The sequence below is a fragment of the Paraburkholderia kirstenboschensis genome, assembly GCF_904848585.1.
Lineage (GTDB): Bacteria > Pseudomonadota > Gammaproteobacteria > Burkholderiales > Burkholderiaceae > Paraburkholderia > Paraburkholderia kirstenboschensis.
In genome coordinates, this window is the sequence record NZ_CAJHCR010000010.1 from 46,471 (window position 1) to 67,108 (window position 20,638).

19 protein-coding genes are annotated in these 20,638 nt (G+C 61.8%); 12 read left to right on the forward strand and 7 right to left on the reverse strand.

The features are described from left to right. The first annotated feature begins 155 nt into the window (after positions 1 to 155). On the forward strand, positions 156 to 791 hold the full coding sequence (locus tag JMY24_RS23425; protein WP_128586916.1) for a carbonic anhydrase: 636 nt from the start codon (positions 156 to 158) through the stop codon (positions 789 to 791). A 76-nt stretch (positions 792 to 867) separates the two neighbouring features. Next, positions 868 to 2,448 carry a SulP family inorganic anion transporter gene (locus JMY24_RS23430; protein WP_128594717.1) on the forward strand — a complete coding sequence of 527 codons (1,581 nt, stop codon included), beginning with the start codon at positions 868 to 870 and terminating at the stop codon, positions 2,446 to 2,448. Positions 2,449 to 2,568: 120 nt separating this feature from the next. Here JMY24_RS23430 and JMY24_RS23435 read toward each other — a convergent pair whose 3' ends face one another. The 7 genes from JMY24_RS23435 to JMY24_RS23465 all read right to left on the reverse strand — a co-directional run bounded on the left by JMY24_RS23435 (position 2,569) and on the right by JMY24_RS23465 (position 12,612). Further along, complete coding sequence (locus JMY24_RS23435) at positions 2,569 to 4,116, reverse strand: 2-isopropylmalate synthase (RefSeq protein ID WP_201703005.1); 1,548 nt, start codon at positions 4,114 to 4,116, stop codon at positions 2,569 to 2,571. A 470-nt stretch (positions 4,117 to 4,586) separates the two neighbouring features. After that, on the reverse strand, positions 4,587 to 5,456 hold the full coding sequence (gene pssA / locus JMY24_RS23440; protein WP_027776653.1) for a CDP-diacylglycerol--serine O-phosphatidyltransferase: 870 nt from the start codon (positions 5,454 to 5,456) through the stop codon (positions 4,587 to 4,589). Positions 5,457 to 5,480: 24 nt separating this feature from the next. Next, positions 5,481 to 6,119 carry a phosphatidylserine decarboxylase gene (locus JMY24_RS23445; RefSeq protein ID WP_128586920.1) on the reverse strand — a complete coding sequence of 213 codons (639 nt, stop codon included), beginning with the start codon at positions 6,117 to 6,119 and terminating at the stop codon, positions 5,481 to 5,483. A gap of 117 nt (positions 6,120 to 6,236) precedes the next feature. After that, positions 6,237 to 7,934 carry a group II intron reverse transcriptase/maturase gene (gene ltrA, locus JMY24_RS23450; protein WP_128594715.1) on the reverse strand — a complete coding sequence of 566 codons (1,698 nt, stop codon included), beginning with the start codon at positions 7,932 to 7,934 and terminating at the stop codon, positions 6,237 to 6,239. Between the two features lie 1,170 nt (positions 7,935 to 9,104). Then, on the reverse strand, positions 9,105 to 10,121 hold the full coding sequence (ilvC, locus tag JMY24_RS23455) for a ketol-acid reductoisomerase (RefSeq protein ID WP_128594714.1): 1,017 nt from the start codon (positions 10,119 to 10,121) through the stop codon (positions 9,105 to 9,107). Between the two features lie 112 nt (positions 10,122 to 10,233). Next, complete coding sequence (gene ilvN / locus JMY24_RS23460) at positions 10,234 to 10,725, reverse strand: acetolactate synthase small subunit (protein WP_020069570.1); 492 nt, start codon at positions 10,723 to 10,725, stop codon at positions 10,234 to 10,236. 123 nt (positions 10,726 to 10,848) lie between these two features. Then, positions 10,849 to 12,612, reverse strand: a complete 1,764-nt coding sequence (locus tag JMY24_RS23465) for an acetolactate synthase 3 catalytic subunit (protein ID WP_128594713.1) — start codon at positions 12,610 to 12,612, stop codon at positions 10,849 to 10,851. A 355-nt stretch (positions 12,613 to 12,967) separates the two neighbouring features. On the opposite strand from JMY24_RS23465, the gene JMY24_RS23470 reads away from it, so the two are divergent. The 10 genes from JMY24_RS23470 to JMY24_RS23515 all read left to right on the forward strand — a co-directional run bounded on the left by JMY24_RS23470 (position 12,968) and on the right by JMY24_RS23515 (position 20,508). Beyond that, entirely contained in the window at positions 12,968 to 13,531 is a 564-nt protein-coding gene (locus JMY24_RS23470) for an RNA polymerase sigma factor (protein ID WP_027801291.1), read from the forward strand. Further along, positions 13,528 to 13,956: a DUF3619 family protein gene (locus JMY24_RS23475; protein WP_128586923.1), complete on the forward strand. Its 429-nt coding sequence runs from the start codon at positions 13,528 to 13,530 to the stop codon at positions 13,954 to 13,956. The genes JMY24_RS23470 and JMY24_RS23475 overlap by 4 nt, the downstream gene beginning before the upstream one ends. A gap of 16 nt (positions 13,957 to 13,972) precedes the next feature. Then, positions 13,973 to 14,731 (forward strand): DUF3106 domain-containing protein, encoded by a 759-nt coding sequence (locus JMY24_RS23480; protein ID WP_201703007.1) that lies wholly within the window; start codon positions 13,973 to 13,975, stop codon positions 14,729 to 14,731. Between the two features lie 13 nt (positions 14,732 to 14,744). Next, positions 14,745 to 15,302 (forward strand): RDD family protein, encoded by a 558-nt coding sequence (locus JMY24_RS23485; protein WP_128594711.1) that lies wholly within the window; start codon positions 14,745 to 14,747, stop codon positions 15,300 to 15,302. Positions 15,303 to 15,432: 130 nt separating this feature from the next. After that, positions 15,433 to 16,374, forward strand: coding sequence for a UDP-2,3-diacylglucosamine diphosphatase (locus JMY24_RS23490; protein ID WP_128591190.1), 942 nt, complete (start codon positions 15,433 to 15,435; stop codon positions 16,372 to 16,374). Positions 16,375 to 16,414: 40 nt separating this feature from the next. Continuing rightward, complete coding sequence (locus JMY24_RS23495; RefSeq protein WP_201703009.1) at positions 16,415 to 17,446, forward strand: glycosyltransferase family 4 protein; 1,032 nt, start codon at positions 16,415 to 16,417, stop codon at positions 17,444 to 17,446. 20 nt (positions 17,447 to 17,466) lie between these two features. Then, positions 17,467 to 18,162, forward strand: a complete 696-nt coding sequence (locus tag JMY24_RS23500) for a diacylglycerol kinase (RefSeq protein ID WP_128594710.1) — start codon at positions 17,467 to 17,469, stop codon at positions 18,160 to 18,162. 222 nt (positions 18,163 to 18,384) lie between these two features. After that, positions 18,385 to 19,098, forward strand: a complete 714-nt coding sequence (locus JMY24_RS23505) for a TetR/AcrR family transcriptional regulator (RefSeq protein ID WP_020069561.1) — start codon at positions 18,385 to 18,387, stop codon at positions 19,096 to 19,098. 11 nt (positions 19,099 to 19,109) lie between these two features. Then, positions 19,110 to 19,694, forward strand: coding sequence for an LOG family protein (locus JMY24_RS23510; RefSeq protein ID WP_128594709.1), 585 nt, complete (start codon positions 19,110 to 19,112; stop codon positions 19,692 to 19,694). A gap of 67 nt (positions 19,695 to 19,761) precedes the next feature. Beyond that, positions 19,762 to 20,508, forward strand: coding sequence for an SDR family oxidoreductase (locus JMY24_RS23515; RefSeq protein ID WP_201703011.1), 747 nt, complete (start codon positions 19,762 to 19,764; stop codon positions 20,506 to 20,508). The last annotated feature ends 130 nt before the right edge of the window (positions 20,509 to 20,638 follow it).

Consider the following 20,638-nt stretch of genomic DNA (forward strand, 5'->3'; position numbering starts at 1 on the left):
AATTTTATTTCACACACAGGCAATTAATTTTTTGATAGAAAGGCTTTTGTAAGCATTGATCCGATGCCGGTCCGACTGCGGAACAACGAGCGCGACCACACGGCACAGCCGTGATTCCTGCACCGGACGATGCGCCCTTTACGGAGCCGCTATCGATGAATCGTCCCAAACGCCTTCTTGTCGCCAACGTCGCATGGGCGCATGAAACCGCCGAGCGCAACCCCGAGTTTTTCCGCGATCTGGTACGCGGACAGAATCCGCACGTGCTGTGGATCGGCTGCTCGGATAGCCGCGTGCCGGCCGAAACCATCACGCACTGCGAGCCGGGCGACCTGTTCGTACACCGCAATATTGCCAACCTGTTTAATCCCGACGACGACAACTCCGCGAGCGTTCTCGAATACGCGGTGCGCGTGCTGAAGGTCGGCCACGTGATCGTCTGCGGACATTACGGCTGCGGTGGCGTACGCGCCTCGTTGTTGCCGCCCGACCCGGGCCTGCCGCACGTAAATCGCCGTATCGCGCCGCTCTGTTCACTCGCCAGGAATCATCGCGACGAACTCGACGCACACGCGAGCGAACGTGAGCGCGTCGACCGCCTCGCCGAACTGAACGTGCTCGAACAGGTGAGCCGACTTCGTGCGAATCCGATCGTACGCGATGCCGAGACGGCGCCGCTCGTGCACGGCTGGATCTTCGCGCTCGAAGACGGGCGCATCAAGGTGCTCGCGTCCGGTTACGAGGCCGACGACGCAATGACCTGCGAGACCGCCGCCCATAGCGCCGCCTGATGCGCATCCGCGTTCGGGGCCTATCCGGTTCAGCCTTCGCCTGCGATCAGGCATCACTCATTTGAGCACCGACACCATGAACCTTCGAGCTTTCTTTTCGACATTTCAGCGCGACGTGCTTGCGGGCACCGTCGTTTTCCTCGTGGCTCTGCCGCTGTGTCTCGGCATCGCCAACGCGTCGGGCGTCGAGCCGTTTGCCGGACTTGTGTCGGGCATCGTCGGCGGCCTCGTGGTCGCGGTTCTCAGCGGCTCGCGCCTGAGCGTCAGCGGACCGGCGGCCGGTCTCGTCGTGATTGTCGTCGACGGGATCGCGCAGCTCGGGAGCTTTTCGGCGTTCCTCGCGGCCGTGCTGCTGTCCGGTGCGATCCAGTTCGGCTTAGGAATGCTCAAGGCGGGCCGTTTCGCGGCGTATGTGCCGTCGCCGGTCATCAAGGGCATGCTCGCCGCGATCGGCGTGCTGCTGATCGTCAAACAGTTCCCGCTTGCGCTCGGGCTGGTCCCCGGACAAGCGGCAAACGGCGCGCCCGCCGCAGCGCAAGCTGCCGGCACGATCGTCGCGCCATTCGGCTCGGTCTCGCTCGTGGCCTGCGTGATCACGCTGCTGTCTCTGGCGATCCTGATCGGCTGGGAAACGCGCCCCATGCGCCGCTTTGCGCTGGTGCGCATCGTCCCCGCTCCGCTCGCGGTCGTGCTGCTGGGTATCGGCGCCACGTTGCTGCTGCACATGCTGGCGCCGTCGCTCGCGCCGCCGGCGGAACATCGCGTCGCGTTGCCGTCGCTGGAATCGTTCGCGGCGTTGAGCGTCGCGCTCGAGTGGGCCGATTTCGGGCCGCATTTCGCGCAACTCGTCAACCCGGACGTGTGGCGCGTCGCGATCACGCTTGCGATCGTCGCGAGTCTCGAAACCTTGTTGAGCCTCGAAGCGGTCGAGCAGATCGACCCCGAACGGCGTCCCGCGCCGCCGGATCGTGAGCTGAAGGCCCAAGGCGTCGGCAATCTGATTGCGGGCGCGATAGGCGGCCTGCCGATTACGGCGGTGATCGTGCGCAGTTCCGCCAACGTGCATGCCGGCGCACAAAGCCGTCTGTCGGCGATCATTCACGGCGTGCTGCTGCTCGTCAGCGTGTTTGCGTTGACGAGCGTCATCAACCTGATTCCGCTCGCCTGTCTTGCCGCGATCCTGATTTACACGGGGCTCAAGCTCGCCAAGCCGTCGCTGTTCGTCGCGGTCGCAAAACAGGGGTTTGCCCCCTTCGCGCCGTTTATCGTCACGCTGGTCGGCGTGCTCGCGACCGATCTGCTGATCGGCATCGTGCTCGGCATTCTGTGCAGCGTGCTGCTTGCGCTGTATGCGAATCTGCGCCGTCCGATCGTGCTTGCGCAACACGGCGATCATTACCTGCTGTCGTTCCGCAAGGACGTGTCGTTTCTCGGCAAGGTGCCGCTCAAGCACTACCTGCAGCAGATTCCCGACGGCGCGACGCTGATAGTCGATGCGACGCGCGCCGATTTCGTCGACCACGATGTGCGTGAACTGCTCGATACCTTTGTCGAGGACGCGCCACGCCGCGGCATTGCGGTCGAAGTGCGGCATCAGGTGCGAGGTCAGGCACGCGCTGCGCGCGGCTGGTCGATGCGACGTGCGGCGACCGAGTAACGTGGGGAGACTGCGGCAAACGAGCGAGACGAGCATGCGGCAATAAAAAATGCCCCGCGCCATTCAAGGCGCGGGGCATCATTTTCTAGTGACGGCAACGCATGAGCCGCTGCCGCGAGTTCATTCGGAACGTTGCGGATTCACCTTGTCGACGTTGGAATAGAGCTTGTTGAGCGCCGAGATATAAGCCTTCGCGGAAGCCGCCACGATATCCGGATCCGTGCCCACGCCATTGACGATGCGCCCGCTCTTCGAAAGCCGCACGGTCACTTCGCCCTGCGCCTGAGTGCCGGTGGTAATCGCATTCACAGAGTAAAGCAGCAACTCGGAGCCGCTGCCCACTTCCGTTTCGATTGCGTTGAGCGTGGCATCCACGGGACCGTTGCCGCACGCCTCGCCGGTGATCTCCTTGCCGTCCATCGCGAACACGATCTTTGCATGCGGTTGTTCGCCGGTCTCGGAATGCTGCGACAGCGACAGGAACTTGTAGTGCTCTTTCTGCTGCGCCTCAGCCGATTCTTCGGTGACGATCGCGATGATGTCCTCGTCGAAAATCTCCGCCTTGCGGTCGGCCAGTTCCTTGAAGCGGGCAAACGCCGCGTTCAGTTCGGCCTCGCTGTCGAGCGCGATGCCCAACTCCTGCAGACGCTGCTTGAACGCATTGCGCCCCGACAGTTTGCCGAGCACGATCTTGTTTGCGCTCCAGCCCACGTCTTCCGCGCGCATGATTTCGTAGGTGTCGCGCGCCTTCAGCACGCCGTCCTGGTGAATGCCGGACGCGTGCGCGAATGCGTTCGCGCCCACCACGGCCTTATTCGGCTGTACGACAAAACCGGTGATTTGTGATACCAGCTTCGAAGCCGGCACGATCTGCGTCGTATCGAGACCGAGTTCGAGGCCGAAATAGTCCTTGCGAGTCTTTACGGCCATCACGATTTCTTCGAGCGACGTATTGCCCGCACGCTCGCCGAGACCATTGATCGTGCACTCGACCTGACGTGCGCCGCCGATCTGCACGCCGGCCAGCGAGTTCGCCACCGCCATGCCGAGATCGTTATGGCAATGCACGGAGAACACCGCCTTGTGCGAGTTCGGAATGCGCTCGCGCAGCGTCTTCACGAGATTGCCGTAGAGTTCGGGCACGCCGTAACCAACGGTGTCCGCGATGTTGATGGTGGTCGCGCCCTCCGCAATCACCGCTTCCAGCACTCGGCACAGGAAGTCCATGTCCGAGCGGCTGCCGTCTTCCGGCGAGAACTCGACGTCGTCGGTGAATTTCCGGGCGAAACGAACCGCCAGCTTCGCCTGCTCGAACACCTGGTCCGGCGTCATGCGCAGCTTCTTTTCCATGTGCAACGGCGACGTGGCGATAAACGTGTGAATGCGGAAACGCTCAGCGGGTTTGAGCGCGTCGGCTGCACGCTGGATATCTTTGTCGTTTGCGCGGGCAAGCGAGCACACCGTGCTCTCTTTAATCAGACCCGCGATTGTCTGGATCGAGTCGAAGTCGCCATTCGAACTTGCCGCGAAGCCTGCCTCGATCACGTCGACCTTCATCCGTTCGAGTTGCTTCGCGATACGGATTTTTTCTTCTTTCGTCATCGACGCGCCGGGCGATTGTTCGCCGTCACGCAGCGTAGTGTCGAATATGATCAGTTTGTCGGACATGTCGAGTCTCCTGCGGAGTCGTTCAATTGTGGGAATCGGATATTGGAATGTGGATGCCGCCGCCGTTAGCGCCGCAAGCAACGCTCGACCATGTATGAAGCGGAACGGGCGCGAACCGGTCGGTGCGGCGGTCAGCGCGATCAATGCGCCGGCGTGTCGGGTTTGCGGTGCGGGTCGGTCGTGGCTCTTTGTGGCTCAGTTGTGGCCCGAACGTGGCCCGCGATCGTGGCCCGTGTTGCCGCGCCGCCCACGCCGCCTCTACTGCGGCTAAAAAGCCAACGCGGACGCAGTCATCCAACGACTATAGCGGCATTCCCTTCGCCGTGCAATTGACGTCAAACCTCCACGCGGCGCGCGTTGGAGCGAGGTTGCAAGCGGCATCGGAAAATGAAAACGGCGACCCGAAGGCCGCCGTTTCGATACTTCGCGAGTTCTTACACTACGAGTGAGCAGCGTGCATGCACACCAGGCTACCTGTCGTGCGCGACCGAACGAGCCGGATTCGCCCTGCCGCGTAAAGCCTGGTAGCCCCAGAACACATAGCCGGACAGACCGTACAGCACGAACAGGCCGAACAGCATGAGCGGCGGATCGGACGACACCAGCACGAATGCCACGACCACCAGCAGAATCACGCCGAACGGCACGCGATGCCGCACGTCGAGCGCCTTGCCGCTATAGAACGGCGCGTTGGACACCATCGTCACGCCCGCGTAGATCGTCAGCACAAAAGCGACCCACGGCAGCCAGACGAGCTTGAGCGGCACGCGGTTGTCGGTGGCAAGCCACACGAAGCCCGCGATCAGCGCCGCGGCTGCCGGGCTCGGCATGCCCTGGAAAAAGCGCTTGTCGACCACGCCGATGTTGGTGTTGAAGCGCGCAAGCCGCAACGCCGCGCCCGAACAGTAGACGAACGCCGCAAGCCAGCCCCACCGGCCAAGGTCCTTGAGGATCCACTCATACATGACGAGCGCCGGCGCAACGCCGAACGACACCATGTCGGACAGACTGTCGAACTGCTCGCCGAATGCGCTTTGCGTATGCGTCATACGGGCGACGCGGCCGTCCATGCCGTCGAGCACCATGGCCACGAAGATCGCGATTGCCGCGACTTCGAAACGTACGTTCATCGCCTGGACGACGGCAAAGAAGCCGCAGAAAAGCGCCGCCGTGGTGAACGCGTTCGGCAGCAGATAGATACCGCGCTTTCTCAGGAATTGCTGACGCTGGGCGCGGCGACTCTCCACCACCGGTGAATCCGTGACGATCGGCTTGTTGCGGCGAAACGGACGCGGTAACGGTCCACTGGTGCGCGGTCGGCGCGGTTTGAATGCGGCCATTCGGACAATCTCCTTTGTGCCGCTTTACAGTTCAGCGAGGATCGTGGACGACGCCGACACCTTCTCGCCGATAGACACTCGCGGACGGCTACCCACAGGCAGGTACACATCGACGCGCGAACCGAAGCGGATAAAGCCATAGCGCTGGCCGCGGGAAAGCGGCTCGCCAGCACGTACATAGCAAAGAATGCGCCGCGCGATCAAACCGGCGATCTGCACCGACGTGACCGTTTGCCCGCCGGCCATTTCGATCACGATTGCATTGCGTTCGTTTTCGAGCGAAGCCTTCTCCACTGCGGCATTCAGATATGCGCCGGGGAAATATTCGACCTTGGAGATCGCACCGTCGACGGGCGAGCGCTGCGAATGGACATTGAACACGTTCATGAACACGCTGATTTTCAGCGCTTCGCGATTGGCGTACGGATCATGCGCGGTTTCAACTGCGACGATACGGCCGTCGGCCGGGCATAGCACGGCATTCGCCTGAGTCGGAATCGGGCGCGCCGGATCGCGGAAAAATTGCACGACGAAGATCAGGATCAGCCAGAAGAGCCACGCAAAGCCGAATCCCGCGAAGGCGTGAACCAGTAATGCAACGACGGCCGCGATGGCGATGAACGGCCAGCCTTCTCGCGCGATGATCGGATGTGGGTAATTCATGGGTGGCTTCAGTATTTTTGGAGGGTAGCCCCCCTTCCTCGCGGAAGAGGAGCCCCCTAAGAACCGTACGTGCGAGTTTCCCCGCATACGGCTCAAATCTACAAACAAAGCCCGGGGTTAGTCCCGGGCCGGCTTAGTTACTGCAATTTTACCTGCGTGCACTTGCCGGTGGCAGTCCGGGTGAAGCAAAACCCTGTTCGAAAGAGCATCCGATCCACCATGCATCCGATATTCCAGATGATGGTCATGCCAACCGGTTTCCTTCGTCAGAGCGCATCCACAGTGCGCGCACAATCCGCTCTGTGACATGTACAACGAGACCCATTGTCGCCGGTGTCGCATCGAATGTTCCATGCGTGCCTCGCGCAACTGCTCGCCGTATTGCTCCCACTCTGGGTCAAATGGGTTGAACGCCCCTTTGACCTTTCTGTGTCGCCTGATTTCGGTACCGCTGATCTGGTACAGCTCAAGTAACCCCTTTCCTGCTTCACGAACCACTGGAACAGCAAACACCCAGTGTCGGCTGCCCTCTGAGTGAAAGTACTTCTTTCTCACCCAGTCGGCACTCTTGCTCGGATGCCGCCTCTTAGACCACCGCCAGAGCCTCCGGAAAATCAAAGACTCCATGCGGCTGTACGCCTCTTTGGCTACTACAGGACTGTGATACCGCGCCCAGCCTCGTAGCATCGGGTTCAGCAGCCGGATCAGACTCGCCTGCTTCACCGTCTTGTTACCGCTGATCGTTTCCGCCACCTTGCGATAGAACGCTTGCGCGTTCTTTTTGCTCGGCTTGATGAGTAGCGTTCCCGAGTACCTTCGGAAATTCCACCCAAGGAAATCAAAGCCTGTGTCAATGTGCGTGATCCGTGTTTTCTCCTCGGAAAGTTGCAATCCTCTAACGGCAAGGAATGCTTCCACCCAAGGCCGAACTTCCTGCTCCAGCACCTCTTGCGAGTCACCGGTAATCACGAAGTCATCCGCGTACCGCACCACATTCACTTTCAGCTTCTTCGCCTTTGCGATCCCGAACTTCGCACCGAGGTGCGCGATCAGTTCACGCTCCAGCCCGTTCAACGTCACGTTCGCCAGCGTCGGGGAGATGATCCCTCCCTGCGGCGTACCAGCCTCAGTCGCCTGTAGCTGACCTTTATAAATCAGGCCAGCCTTCAACCACTTCCGGAGGATCTCCTTGTCCATAGGGACATGGTTCTCCAGCCATTCATGGTTGATGTGGTCAAAGCAGCCTTTGATATCCGCCTCCAGTACCCAGCGGGCTGAGCCCTTTTGGGACATGGCGACGAAAATCTGCGACATGGCGTCAGCCGTCGAGCGGTTCAGCCTGAACCCATACGAGTTCGCGTCGCTCGTCGATTCCGACACCGGCTCCAGAGCCAGCAGATACAGAGCTTGCATCGCCCTGTCCCGCATGGTTGGAATGCCCAGAGGGCGTTCTTTTCCATGGGCCTTGGGGATAAAGACTCTCCGTAATGGCAGAGGCTTATATCCGCGCCGCTTCAACCTGCCGATGGCTTCCCATCGGCTCTCAGGCGAATCCCACAGTTCACGATCGACTCCCGCCGTTCGCGCACCCTGGTTCTGCGTAACACGTCGTACCGCATACAGCTTCGCGGACAACGTGCGGGTCAGCATCCGTTGCAGGGCTTTCACCCTGCGCCAGTCACTTTCCCGCGTCGCCTTCGCAATTCGTATCTGCATCCCTCTCACGTTCCGTTCAACCCGTCGCCAATCTACGGCGTACCAGTTGTCCGGCGCGTGGGAAAGCGCAGATCCAGTCTTTCGGCCAGATACTTTCATGCTGCTCTCCTACTCGAAGAAGTGAATCCCGGGCGGAGAACAGATCACCCCTTGCGGGAGCGATCTGCTCCCGCAAGGGGGTAAACAACAAGCACTGACGACTAAGAAGCCGCCAGCAATCACCAGTTCCAGCTAAAGGTCAGTCAGCCGTCTTGCGACGGTAGACCAGACGGAAGTCTGCCCGCTTTCGCGTGAGGTGATGTCTCAACCCCTATCCGGACCATTACAGCCCGGCCTTCGCTTTTTCCGTCGTCCTCTACCTGCACAATTAACAGCGTTCCTCACGGTCCGCCTGCCAGCCTCACTGCTCCGGCAACCATACAGCCTTACCACGTTCCCGGCATGTCACACGACTGACTTAGGTTCTGCCTATTCCCCGGCGGTCCGAAGACGACGTAGCCCGAATTTACAGCGAGCTATCCGACCGCACACCTTTTTGGTTGATGCCTACCAGCAGCTTTGGCACCGTCCTACTTACGAGGTTTATCAGCAGTTCACTTACGTTAACCGTATCAGCCAGCCTAGCCCCTCAACCCCGTTGCTGCTGGGAGTCTCCAGATGGTCGTTTCACAGCCACCATCTGCCCGAACTTCCGGGGGGTACATTGTCAGAAGAGCTTCACACCTCACCGTTGCCAGTGACGCATGTCTTCCTAGGCTACTGCTGGTCGTACAGCAGGTTCACTACCCTCGCCAATTCAGCCAGCGAGGCCGAACAATGACACGCCGAGCTTTCGCTCGTGTCGTTTAGCGACTCCGTTGCCCGAAGGCGCGGGAATTGCAAACACCACCCCGCCCTGTCGGCGGAGATGAAGCCGCTGACTGGGCGGGACCTGACGGTAATCAGGTCAATGCAATACGGTTGACGGCAGACTGCGCCGTGTCCCGTGTTCACTACCAAGGTGTGTCCATAAGGACACATCTACTGCTTAAAGTGCAGCTCACAAGGGAGCCGCCTGCGGAGGGCATGGTGAGTCCAGTCAAGACCTTCCTCAATAACCCTCTAGTCGATGCCCCGTAACGTGGGGCTGACGGACACGAGCATGCGTGTCGCACGTAAAACCGTAGGATAGCAAAAGCCGCCCGGGGTTCAGCACCCTCGGGCGGCTTTTTGCATTACCGACGCATGCGGCGGTGCGCCGCGCCGGTATGAGACGATAAAACGGACTTCTTAGTTCTTCGACTGGTCGACCAGCTTGTTCTTCGCGATCCACGGCATCATTGCGCGCAGCTTCGAGCCGACCTGCTCGATCTGGTGCTCGGCCGTCAGACGGCGGCGCGATTGCAGCGTCGGTGCGCCAGCCTTGTTTTCGATGATGAAGCTCTTCGCGTACTCGCCCGTCTGAATGTCGGTCAGCACGGCCTTCATCGCCTTCTTCGTTTCAGCCGTCACGATGCGCGGACCCGTCACGTACTCGCCGTATTCGGCGTTGTTCGAGATCGAGTAGTTCATGTTCGCGATGCCGCCTTCGTAGATCAGGTCGACGATCAGCTTCAGTTCGTGCAGGCATTCGAAATACGCCATTTCCGGCGCGTAGCCCGCTTCAACCAGCGTTTCGAAACCGGCCTTGATCAGGTCGACGGTACCGCCGCACAGCACGGCCTGTTCGCCGAACAGATCGGTTTCCGTTTCTTCGCGGAAGTTCGTTTCGATGATGCCCGCACGGCCGCCGCCGTTCGCTGCCGCGTACGACAGAGCGATGTCACGTGCCGCGCCCGACTTGTCTTGCGCAACGGCGATCAGGTGGGGCACGCCGCCACCTTGCGTGTAGGTGCCGCGAACCGTGTGGCCCGGCGCCTTCGGCGCGATCATGATCACGTCCAGATCGGCACGCGGGATCACCTGACCGTAGTGAACGTTGAAGCCGTGCGCGAACGCGAGCGCCGCGCCTTGCTTGGCGTTGCCGTGCACTTCCTTCGCATAAACTTCGGCGATCTGCTCGTCCGGCAGCAGCATCATGACGACGTCCGCGCCCTTCACGGCTTCCGCCACTTCCTTGACTTGCAGGCCGGCGTTTTCAGCCTTGCTCCACGATGCACCGCCCTTGCGCAGACCGACCGTGATGTTCACGCCGCTTTCGTTCAGGTTCAGCGCGTGCGCATGGCCTTGCGAGCCATAGCCGATGATGGTGACCTGCTTGCCCTTGATGAGGGAGAGATCGGCGTCCTTGTCGTAGAAAACTTTCATGTCGGTTCCTTGGCTAGATTCGGATGATTCAGAGAGATTCAGATACTGCGAATGTTGTGTTGCAAGGCCGGGTAGTAATGAACGCCACCCGGCCGGATCGAAGCGGAGCGGGTTACACCTTCAGAATGCGCTCGCCGCGCCCAATGCCCGAACTGCCCGTGCGGACCGTTTCGAGAATCGCTGTGGCGTCGAGCCCTTCGATGAAGGCGTCGAGCTTGTCGGCTGCGCCCGTCAGTTCGATCGTGTAGGTCTTTTCGGTGACGTCGATGATGCGGCCGCGGAAAATATCCGACATCCGCTTCATCTCCTCACGTTCCTTGCCGACCGCCCTCACCTTGATCAGCATCAGCTCGCGCTCGATGTGGGCGCCCTCGGTAAGGTCGACCACTTTCACCACCTCGATCAGGCGGTTCAGATGCTTCGTGATCTGTTCGATCACGTCGTCCGAGCCAATGGAGACGATGGTCATGCGCGACAGCGAACGGTCTTCGGTCGGAGCCACCGTCAAGGTTTCGATGTTGTAGCCGCGTGCCGAGAAGAGACCCACCACGCGTGACAACGCGCCCGGTTCGTTTTCCAGCAGGACGGAAATAATGTGTCTCATGATTCGCTTCTTCCAGATGTTTGTCGATGTCTGCGAACGGTTCGCGCCGCTTCGTCCGCTTGTCGCCTTTCATGAAGGCGCGCATGACGAAGCCGGCACCGCGTTTAACTCAACGCGCCGTCGTTATAGATCTTCCGAACCCATGAGCATCTCGGTGATGCCCTTGCCGGCCTGTACCATCGGCCAGACGTTTTCGGTGGGATCGGTCTGGAAGTCGAGAAACACCGTGCGATCTTTCAGGCGCAGCGCTTCCTTCAGCGCCGGCTCGACGTCGGCCGTGCGTTCGATACGCATGCCGACGTGACCGTATGCCTCGGCGAGCTTCACGAAATCGGGCAACGCATCCATGTACGAATGCGAATAGCGCTTGCTGTATTCGATCTGCTGCCACTGGCGCACCATGCCCAGATAGCGGTTGTTCAGCGAAATGATTTTCACAGGCGTCTCGTACTGCTTGCAGGTCGAGAGCTCCTGGATGCACATCTGGATCGAGCCTTCGCCCGTGATGCACAGCACGTCGTCGTCGGGGTGCGCCATCTTCACGCCCATCGCTGCGGGCAGGCCGAAGCCCATGGTGCCGAGGCCGCCCGAGTTGATCCAGCGGCGCGGCTTGTTGAAGCGATAGAACTGCGCAGCCCACATCTGGTGCTGACCGACGTCGGAACAGACGAACGCATTGCCGTCGGTCAACTCCCACGCCTTTTCCACCACGTACTGCGGCTTGATGATGTCGCTCTTGCGGTCGAACTTCAGGCAGTCTTTCGCGCGCCAGGCCTCGATGTCCTTCCACCAGTCGGCAAGCGCCGCGGTGTCCGGGCCATGCTCGGCCGTTTGCAACTGTTCGATCAGTTCCTTCAGCACTTCCTTCACGTCGCCGACGATCGGAATGTCGACCTTGACGCGTTTGGAAATAGAAGACGGATCGATGTCGATATGAATGATCTTGCGCGGACGCGACGCGAAGTGCGCCGGGTCGCCGATCACGCGGTCGTCGAAGCGCGCGCCAATTGCGATCAGCACGTCGCAGTGCTGCATCGCCATGTTGGCTTCGTACGTGCCGTGCATGCCGAGCATGCCGAGGAATTTCTTGTCGCTCGCGCGGTAGCCGCCCAGACCCATCAGCGTGTTGGTGATGGGATAGCCGAGCAGATCGGCGAACTGGTTCAGCTCACGCGATGCATCGGCCAGGATGATGCCGCCGCCGGTGTAGATGTACGGGCGCTTCGCCGAGAGCAGCAGCGAAACAGCCTTGCGGATCTGACCGGAGTGGCCCTTCGTGACCGGGTTGTACGAGCGCAGCGACACAGTCTTGATCGGGTCGTACTGGCAAGGCGCCTTCGACACGTCTTTCGGAATGTCGATCAGCACCGGGCCGGGGCGGCCGGTACGGGCAATGTAAAACGCTTTCTTGACGGTGGCGGCGAGGTCGCGCACGTCTTTCACGAGGAAGTTGTGCTTCACGCAGGGACGCGTGATGCCGACCGTATCGCACTCCTGGAACGCATCCTGGCCAATCGCGGCAGTCGGCACCTGGCCGCTGATCACGACCATCGGGATCGAATCCATGTAGGCGGTGGCGATGCCGGTCACCGCATTGGTGACGCCGGGGCCGGAAGTCACGAGGCACACACCGACCTTGCCGGTGGAACGCGAATAGGCGTCGGCGGCGTGAACCGCGGCCTGCTCGTGACGCACGAGAATGTGCTGAAACTTGTCCTGCTTGTACAGCTCGTCGTAAATGTAGAGTACCGAGCCGCCGGGATAGCCCCAAACAAATTCGACGTCTTCGTCGGCCAGTGCCTTCATGAGCACGGTGGCGCCGATAGAGTCAGCTTCGTGTTGTGGAGTGGTATCCGACGTGGAGAATTCCGCGCTGGGCATATTCATTCAATTCACCTTTCGAATTTTCGGCAAAAAATTGATCGGGTGCTCTCTGCCGGGCTTGTGGCTCGGGTTCAAGCGGCGCGTCCAGTTGACAGGTGAGCTTCTTGGGCCACACCTCAATGAGACAAGTCACTTATGTTGCGAACCAGCGACGATAGCGGCAGACGCCCGCGCGGTCAAGCAAATATTGCCCGAATGCCCGTCCCTGAGGCGCTCTTCTGACCGGCTCGCATCGTCATGACGATGCCAGGCGGCCCAGGTTTCGCCCCTGCTTTCGCAAAAGTTTGTTAGCATCCGCGAGTTTTACGACATTTTTCGACCGATTACGCGCACGCTCGCTGCGCCGACCCCCAAACGGATGGCATCAGACAAGGAACTCGCCGATTTTCTGGCGGGCGTCGAAAGGCGCGCATTCAAGCAGACGGTCTACGCCGTGCGGGACGACGACGCCTCGCTGGACATCGTGCAGGACGCGATGATCAAGCTCGCCGAAAAATACGGCGACCGTCCCGCGGCCGAGCTTCCGCTGCTGTTTCAGCGTATTCTGCAGAATGCGATGCACGACCATTTCCGTCGTGCGAAAGTACGCAATACGTGGGTCAGTCTGTTCTCGTCGCTTGGCAATGCCGACGACGACGAATTCGATCCGCTGGAAACGTTCGAGGCCCAGCAGGGCTCGGCAGGCGCCGAGAGCAACGAGCAGAAGCTCGAACGCGAACAGGTCTTGCAGATGATCGACGACGAGATCCAAAAGTTACCGGCACGTCAACGGGAGGCGTTTCTCATGCGTTATTGGGAAGATATGGATGTCGCCGAGACTGCCGCCGCAATGGGCTGCTCCGAAGGCAGTGTGAAGACACATTGTTCGCGGGCCACTCACACGCTGGCGCAAGCGCTCAAGGCCAAAGGAATCACGCTATGAGCTCCCTTGAAACAAAAGAACTCGAGTTCGCGCGCCAGGTGCGCCGCGCGCTCGACGAAAACGCCGCCAGCATTCCGCCCGCCACCGTCGATCGACTCGCTGCGGCGCGTCGCGCCGCGCTTGCCCGCAAGAAGCCCGAAACCGTGAGCGCGCCGGTGTTCGTGCCTGCTCTCGCCGGAGCTGGCATGCCCGCCGGTCTGTCGCATGGCGAACTGCCGCAACGCCGTCGTTCGCCGCTGCGCCGCTTCGCGCTCGCGTGGCCGCTCGCCGCGCTCGTCGTGAGCCTCGTGGGCATTGCCTACTGGGAAGACCAGCAGCGTACGGCTGAACTCGCCGATATCGATGCCGCCATGTTAAGCGACGACCTGCCGCTCAATGCCTATCTCGACCACGGCTTCAACGCGTATCTTTCGCGCGCCCACTGAGCGGGAGATAGTTCGGGTGAGCTACAAGCGCGGCCTTGCCGTTGTTTTCGGATGTGCGATTGCGGCTCTCGTGTCGTTTGCCGCGACGTATCCGCGCTTCTACCCGAGCCCTTCGCCCGCCGGCGCGCCCGCCGCGACCGGCAACGGCGCGGCGCGCCCGCCCGCGCCCGCACTCGGCGTCGAATTGCCCAGCCTGCCTGGTAGCAAAAGCCCGCTGGCGTGGTCGCGGCTGAGCTCCGCGGAGCACATGGCGCTGGCACCATTCGAGGCGCAGTGGGATTCGTTCAGCGACGAACGCAAGCGCAAATGGCTGAAAATCGCATCGCGTTACTCGAAGTTGTCGCCTGAAGCTCAAAAACGCTTGCATGACCGGATGACCGAATGGGTGCGCATGACGCCTGATCAGCGCCGCGTCGCGCGTGAAAACTACCAGGTTTCCAAGCAGTTGCCCCGGGAAGCGCGTCAGAACGCGTGGAAGGCGTATCAGGAGTTGCCGGAAGAACTGAAGCAGCGACTCGCCGCGAGCGAGCACAAGCGGCGTCCGAGCGTGGTCAGCGCGCCGCCGTCCGGCCGCAGCGAGATCAAGGGGCTCGACCGGCTCGTCAATGCGCGCGAGCGTGCCGCGAGCGGCACGTCGTCGGCGAGCGCAGCGGCGGCCGTGTCTTTGCCGAGCCCGGCGTCGCTGCCGGGCATCCCGGCAGCTGGCAGCTTCGTGCCGGCCACGCCGCTGCCGGTCTCCCCGGCGGAAGCGCCGTCGATTTTCAACGGTTCGTGAGCCGCTCTTGCCCGTGTCCGAACCGCGCGTGACTTCCAGATCCAGTTCGACCTCCAACGCGAGTCCGTCCCGGCCGGAGCCGTCTGTTTCGAAGGGCACCCCGCCTACCGTTCGCCGCCGCCTCGCCGCGCTGCTTTACGAAGCGCTGCTGCTGTTCGGCGTCGTATTCGTCGCCGGTTACCTGTTCAGCACGCTCACCCAGCAGCGCAACGGACTCACGCACCACAATCTGCTGGCGGCGTGGATCGGCCTCGTCGTCGGTCTGTATTTCGTGTGGTTCTGGACTCACAGCGGCCAGACCCTGCCGATGAAAACCTGGCGTCTGCGCGTGGTCGCGGCCAATGGCGCGCCACTCTCCGCCTGGCGGGCGATTGCACGCTACGTGCTTGCGTGGCTATGGTTTCTGCCGCCGCTCGCGTTGCATCCGCTCCTCGGCCTGCGCTTGCCGCAAACGCTTGCGATCGCCGCTATCTGGTTCGTGCTGTGGGCGGCCACCGGCCGTTTCGGCGCAAGCCGTCAGTTTCTACATGACCGTCTCGCGGGTACGCGCGTAATCGACGTAGCGCGCTGAGCGCTGCACGCGCCTGGCGAATCTCGCGCGCCCTCCCCGCCCGCCGCAGTAATAAGAACTTCTCATGACTGTCACGGCACAGTCACGCGCCGTAGGCCCAATACGGGCACTGCAACTCGACGCGTGAGCCATGGACTCCAAAACGTCCGCGACTTCCCTGTTCCGCCAGACTGGCCCGAGCGTCGACCCCGTCGCGTTCCGCCCCGAACCCACCCATAGCCACGGCTTGCCGCTCCCCGTCGCGCCGCTGCCGCTCGATACGCACGCGGCCCAGCACGACGACGAGCACGCGGAGCCGCATCGTTACCGCACCATCTGGCTGTCGGACATCCACCTCGGATCGAGCGGCTGCCAGGCGCCTTATCTGCTCGACTTCCTGCGCCACAACGAGTCGGAGTATCTGTATCTCGTCGGCGACATAATCGACGGCTGGCAGTTGAAGAAAGGCTGGTACTGGCCGCAGGCCCACAACGACGTCGTGCAGAAAGTGCTGCGCAAGGCGCGCAAAGGCACGCAGGTCGTCTATGTGCCCGGCAATCACGACGAAGCGGCGCGCCAGTTCTGCGACCTCGCGTTCGGCGACATCCACGTGCGCGGCGAAGCCTTCCACACGACGCTCGCCGGCAAGCGTCTGTGGATCGTGCACGGCGATCTGTTCGACGGCGTGATCCAGCACGCGAAGTGGCTCGCCTACCTCGGCGACACCCTCTACACGATGATCCTGATCCTGAACCGCTGGTTCAACCGGATCCGCAGCCGGCTCGGCTTCCCGTACTGGTCGCTTTCCCAATACCTGAAGCATCAGGTAAAGAACGCGGTGAACTTCATCTCGTCGTTCGAACGCGTGATGACCGACGAAGCGCGCCGCCGCGGCTGCGACGGCGTGGTCTGCGGGCACATCCACAAGGCCGAGATACGCGATATAGACGGCGTCCTGTACTGCAATGACGGCGACTGGGTCGAAAGCCTGTCGGCGCTCGTCGAGACGTACGAAGGCGAACTCAAGGTGATCTACTGGACCGTGATGCGCGCCCCGGAAGCGGGCGTGCAAAAGGCCCGGGCGACGGCGTAATCCCTCTTAACCCTCCTGGCTCGAATCGAGGAACCAATCGATGAAGATCATGATCGTCACCGACGCATGGGAACCGCAGGTCAACGGCGTCGTGCGCACGCTGAAGAACACCACGCGCGAGTTGACCGAGCTCGGCCACCGCGTCGACCTGCTGACGCCGCTCGAATTCCGGACGATTCCCTGCCCGACGTATCCCGAGATCCGTCTGTCGCTGCTGCCGCGCCGCAAGCTGCGCCGGCGTATCGACGAATTCGCGCCCGATGCGCTCCACATCGCGACCGAAGGCCCGCTCGGCATGGCAGCACGCGCTTACGCGATCCAGCACAAGCTGCCGTTCACGACCGCCTATCACACGCGCTTTCCCGAATATGTGCAGGCGCGTTTCGGCATTCCGCTCGCCGCTACGTACAAGTTCCTGCACTGGTTCCATAAGCCGTCGCTTGCCGTGATGGCGCCGACGCCGGTCGTCAAAAGCGACCTCGAAAAATTCGGCTTTACGAATGTCGTGCTGTGGACGCGCGGTGTCGATCTCGACATTTTTCACCCGATGGATTCGAAGGTGCTCAACACCGCCCGGCCGATCTTTCTGTACGTGGGGCGCGTGGCCGTCGAGAAAAACGTCGAAGCATTTCTGAAGCTCGATTTGCCCGGCTCGAAATGGGTGGCTGGCGAAGGGCCCGCGCTGGCCGAGCTGAAGTCGCGCTATCCGACAGCCAATTATCTCGGCGTGCTCACACAGGCCGAGCTCGCCAAGGTCTACGCTGCAGCGGACGTGTTCGTCTTTCCGAGCCGCACCGACACGTTCGGGCTCGTGCTGCTCGAAGCACTCGCCTGCGGCACGCCGGTCGCCGCCTATCCGGTCACCGGCCCGATCGACGTGCTCGGCGACGGCGGCGCCGGCGCGATGAACGAGGACCTGCGCGACGCGTGTCTGGAAGCGCTCAAGATCGACCGCGCGGACGCCCGCGCGTGGGCCGAGCGCTTTTCGTGGGCGGCGGCCTCCGAGCAGTTCGCCGCGCATCTGAAGCCGTTGCCGCGTGCGTCGTATCAAGAGGAAAGCGCAGCCGCGTGACGCGGCGCGCCTGGTTGCCCATGCGAAGCAGATACTCTCCAGCGAGCCGCGCGTCCTCGAACGGCGCGCTGCGCGCCGTTCACGCCCACGACGATCACAGCGACCATCCCGACCATCCCAACCACCGGGACCATTACAACGACCACGACACCGCGGGCGTCGAGCCGTTCGACGACGTCAGCGAATCCACAGTGCCGGATCAAATCGGAGCGCATCGCCGGAACAGCCAAAGCGGCGAGCGCGCCCACAACGGCACGCCCGCGAGGAGCGACACCCAGCACGAACCGCTCGGTCCCGACGATCCGCTCGCGCCTCTGCCCTTCAATCCGTACAAGGGCAACCGCGGCCTCACCCGCGCCTGGCACGCGATGAAAAACTCGCTCGCCGGCTTTCGCGTCGCTATCCGCGAGGAGAGCGCGTTTCGCCAGGAGCTGACACTTGCCGCGATTCTGCTTCCGTGCGGCGTGCTGGTCCCGGTCGAACCGGTATCGCGCGTGTTGCTGCTTGGCTCCGTGCTGCTGGTGCTGATCGTCGAATTGCTGAATTCGAGCGTGGAAGCGGCTATCGACCGTATTTCGCTTGAACGGCACGAACTGTCGCGGCGCGCGAAAGACCTCGGCAGCGCGGCGGTGATGGTTGCGCTCGGCATGTGCCTGATGACGTGGGTGTTGATCGTAGGCCCGCTCGTCGTGCACTGGGTCAAAGCGTGGCTTTGAGGACAACGCAACGAAACCCGGCGGCGAGGTTGAACACTGCAAACGCAGCGTTCGGATCACTTGCGTGCGCCACAGAAATGAAAACCCTGAGTATCCGCTTGATATTAGAACGCTCGGTTTATAATCGTCCGGCAGTCTCAAAATAGCAACCGCGTCCGGGTGGAACACGCAGCAGCGGCACGCCGCCGCGCGCCCAACCCGGCGTAACCAGGGCCGGACGACATGGAAGCCAAACCTCCCCGCCGCACGCGCGAACGGATACTCGAACTGTCGTTGAAGCTGTTCAACGAAATCGGCGAGCCGAACGTCACGACGACGACTATCGCCGAGGAAATGGAGATCAGTCCAGGCAACCTGTACTACCACTTCCGCAACAAAGACGACATCATCAACAGCATCTTCAGCCAGTTCGAGCAGGAGATCGAAAAGCGTCTGCGTTTTCCCGACGACCATCGCGCGACCATCGACGAAATGTGGTCGTATCTGCAATACATGGTCGATTTCACATGGCGCTACCGTTTCCTGTATCGCGATCTGAACGATCTGCTTGCACGCAACCGCACGCTCGAAACACACTTCAAGCAGATCATCAGTCACAAGGTGCGCTTTGCAAGCCAGTTCTGCGATCAACTCGTGGCTGACGGCGAAATGGTCGCCACGCCGGACGAACTGCAAGTGATCGCGACCAACATCGGCGTGATCGCAACGTATTGGCTGTCGTATCAGTTCGTGATGAACCCGCGCAAATACAACGAGCAGGAAGCGATTCGCGCGGAACTGCACCAGGTGAGCGTGCAGATCGTGTCGTTGATGGCGCCTTATCTGCGCGGCCGCTCGCGGCAGATTTTCGACGACCTGGTGTCGGGCAAGCTGCCCAAGCGCGAGTTCTACGACTATCTGCCGCCGAAAGAAGGCGCCGCGCCTCGCAACGAATAGGACGTTTTTCCATGAAGTCGGTGTGTGTGTATTGCGGCTCCTCGAATGGGGCCAAACCGTTGTATGCGGAAGCGGCGCGCGCGTTCGGCCGCACGCTCGTAGAAGCTGGTCTCGCGCTGGTCTACGGCGGCGGCAAAGTCGGCCTGATGGGCGTGATCGCCGACACCGTCATGGCCGAAGGCGGCCGCGCGATCGGCGTGATTCCCGAGTTGCTCGTCAACAAGGAAGTCGGCCATAACGGGCTGACCGAACTGCACGTGGTGCCCGACATGCATCATCGCAAGAAGATGATGGCCGATCTGTCCGATGCGTTTGTTGCGATGCCGGGCGGCGCGGGCACGCTGGAGGAGTTCTTCGAGGTCTACACGTGGGCGCAGCTCGGCTATCACCAGAAACCGGTGGCACTGCTCAATATCGACGGCTTTTACGATCCGTTGATCAAGCTCTTGCAGCACACTGTCGAAGAAGGCTTCATGCGCGAAACGTATCTCGACATCCTGCAGATCGACGCCGATCCCGGCGCATTGATCGGCAAGCTGCAACGCTATCAACCGCCCGCCGCCGACAAGTGGGCGATCAACCGCGACGCCGTCTGATTGCGTCAGCGATTGAAAGACCGCCGCGTTTGCCTGGCGCCCACTCTACCTGCACGTTGAGGTTGCGATGACCCAAACCGTTCTGATCACCGGCGGTAGCCGCGGCATAGGCCGCGCGACTGCGCGCTTGCTGGGCGCGCGCGGCTGGTCGGTCGGCGTGAATTACACGCAGAATCTCGCGGCCGCGCAGGAGACCGTCGCCGAAGTCGAGCGAGCCGGCGGACGCGCATTGCCAATTGCCGGCGACGTCGCGAACGAAGCCGACGTGATTGCGATGTTCGACAGGATCGAGCAGACCTTTGGCCGGCTCGACGCGCTCGTCAACAACGCGGGCATCGTTGCACCGTCGATGCAACTCGCCGACATGGACCTTGCGCGCCTCACGCGTATCTTCAACGTCAATGTGCTGGGCGCGTATCTATGCGCGCGCGAAGCCGCGCGGCGCATGTCGACGGATCGCGGCGGCGCGGGCGGCGTGATCGTCAATGTGTCATCGGCGGCGGCGCGGTTGGGTTCGCCGAACGAATACGTCGACTATGCAGGCGCGAAAGGCGCGGTCGACACCATGACGCTCGGGCTCGCGAAGGAACTCGGCCCACGAGGCGTGCGCGTGAACGCAGTACGGCCGGGTCTCATCGACACTGAAATCCACGCGAGCGGCGGCAAGCCCGAACGCGCCGCGCAACTGGGCGCGGCAACACCGCTGGGCCGTCCCGGCCGCGCCGACGAAGTTGCCGAAACCATCGTCTGGCTGTTGAGCGACGCCGCGTCGTATGTGACCGGCGCGCTCGTCGACGTCGCGGGCGGCCGCTAGGCCCCGCTCTTCTTCACTGTCGATTCACGCGGCGCCGATCTCGCGCCGCGTCTTCTCCATGTCACGCGATGGCCCCGCCGATCAGGATCGGCATTGCCCCGGCACGTTCAATTGCCGCGTTCGTACGCCC

What these genes read in the sequence shown, in the direction of transcription:
- JMY24_RS23425 (WP_128586916.1), top strand. Translation starts at nt 156, where the DNA reads ATGAATCGTCCCAAACGCCTTCTTGTCGCCAACGTCGCATGGGCGCAT.
- JMY24_RS23430 (WP_128594717.1), top strand. Translation starts at nt 868, where the DNA reads ATGAACCTTCGAGCTTTCTTTTCGACATTTCAGCGCGACGTGCTTGCG.
- JMY24_RS23435 (WP_201703005.1), bottom strand. Translation starts at nt 4,116, where the DNA reads ATGTCCGACAAACTGATCATATTCGACACTACGCTGCGTGACGGCGAA.
- pssA (WP_027776653.1), bottom strand. Translation starts at nt 5,456, where the DNA reads ATGGCCGCATTCAAACCGCGCCGACCGCGCACCAGTGGACCGTTACCG.
- JMY24_RS23445 (WP_128586920.1), bottom strand. Translation starts at nt 6,119, where the DNA reads ATGAATTACCCACATCCGATCATCGCGCGAGAAGGCTGGCCGTTCATC.
- ltrA (WP_128594715.1), bottom strand. Translation starts at nt 7,934, where the DNA reads ATGAAAGTATCTGGCCGAAAGACTGGATCTGCGCTTTCCCACGCGCCG.
- ilvC (WP_128594714.1), bottom strand. Translation starts at nt 10,121, where the DNA reads ATGAAAGTTTTCTACGACAAGGACGCCGATCTCTCCCTCATCAAGGGC.
- ilvN (WP_020069570.1), bottom strand. Translation starts at nt 10,725, where the DNA reads ATGAGACACATTATTTCCGTCCTGCTGGAAAACGAACCGGGCGCGTTG.
- JMY24_RS23465 (WP_128594713.1), bottom strand. Translation starts at nt 12,612, where the DNA reads ATGAATATGCCCAGCGCGGAATTCTCCACGTCGGATACCACTCCACAA.
- JMY24_RS23470 (WP_027801291.1), top strand. Translation starts at nt 12,968, where the DNA reads ATGGCATCAGACAAGGAACTCGCCGATTTTCTGGCGGGCGTCGAAAGG.
- JMY24_RS23475 (WP_128586923.1), top strand. Translation starts at nt 13,528, where the DNA reads ATGAGCTCCCTTGAAACAAAAGAACTCGAGTTCGCGCGCCAGGTGCGC.
- JMY24_RS23490 (WP_128591190.1), top strand. Translation starts at nt 15,433, where the DNA reads ATGGACTCCAAAACGTCCGCGACTTCCCTGTTCCGCCAGACTGGCCCG.
- JMY24_RS23495 (WP_201703009.1), top strand. Translation starts at nt 16,415, where the DNA reads ATGAAGATCATGATCGTCACCGACGCATGGGAACCGCAGGTCAACGGC.
- JMY24_RS23500 (WP_128594710.1), top strand. Translation starts at nt 17,467, where the DNA reads ATGCGAAGCAGATACTCTCCAGCGAGCCGCGCGTCCTCGAACGGCGCG.
- JMY24_RS23505 (WP_020069561.1), top strand. Translation starts at nt 18,385, where the DNA reads ATGGAAGCCAAACCTCCCCGCCGCACGCGCGAACGGATACTCGAACTG.
- JMY24_RS23510 (WP_128594709.1), top strand. Translation starts at nt 19,110, where the DNA reads ATGAAGTCGGTGTGTGTGTATTGCGGCTCCTCGAATGGGGCCAAACCG.
- JMY24_RS23515 (WP_201703011.1), top strand. Translation starts at nt 19,762, where the DNA reads ATGACCCAAACCGTTCTGATCACCGGCGGTAGCCGCGGCATAGGCCGC.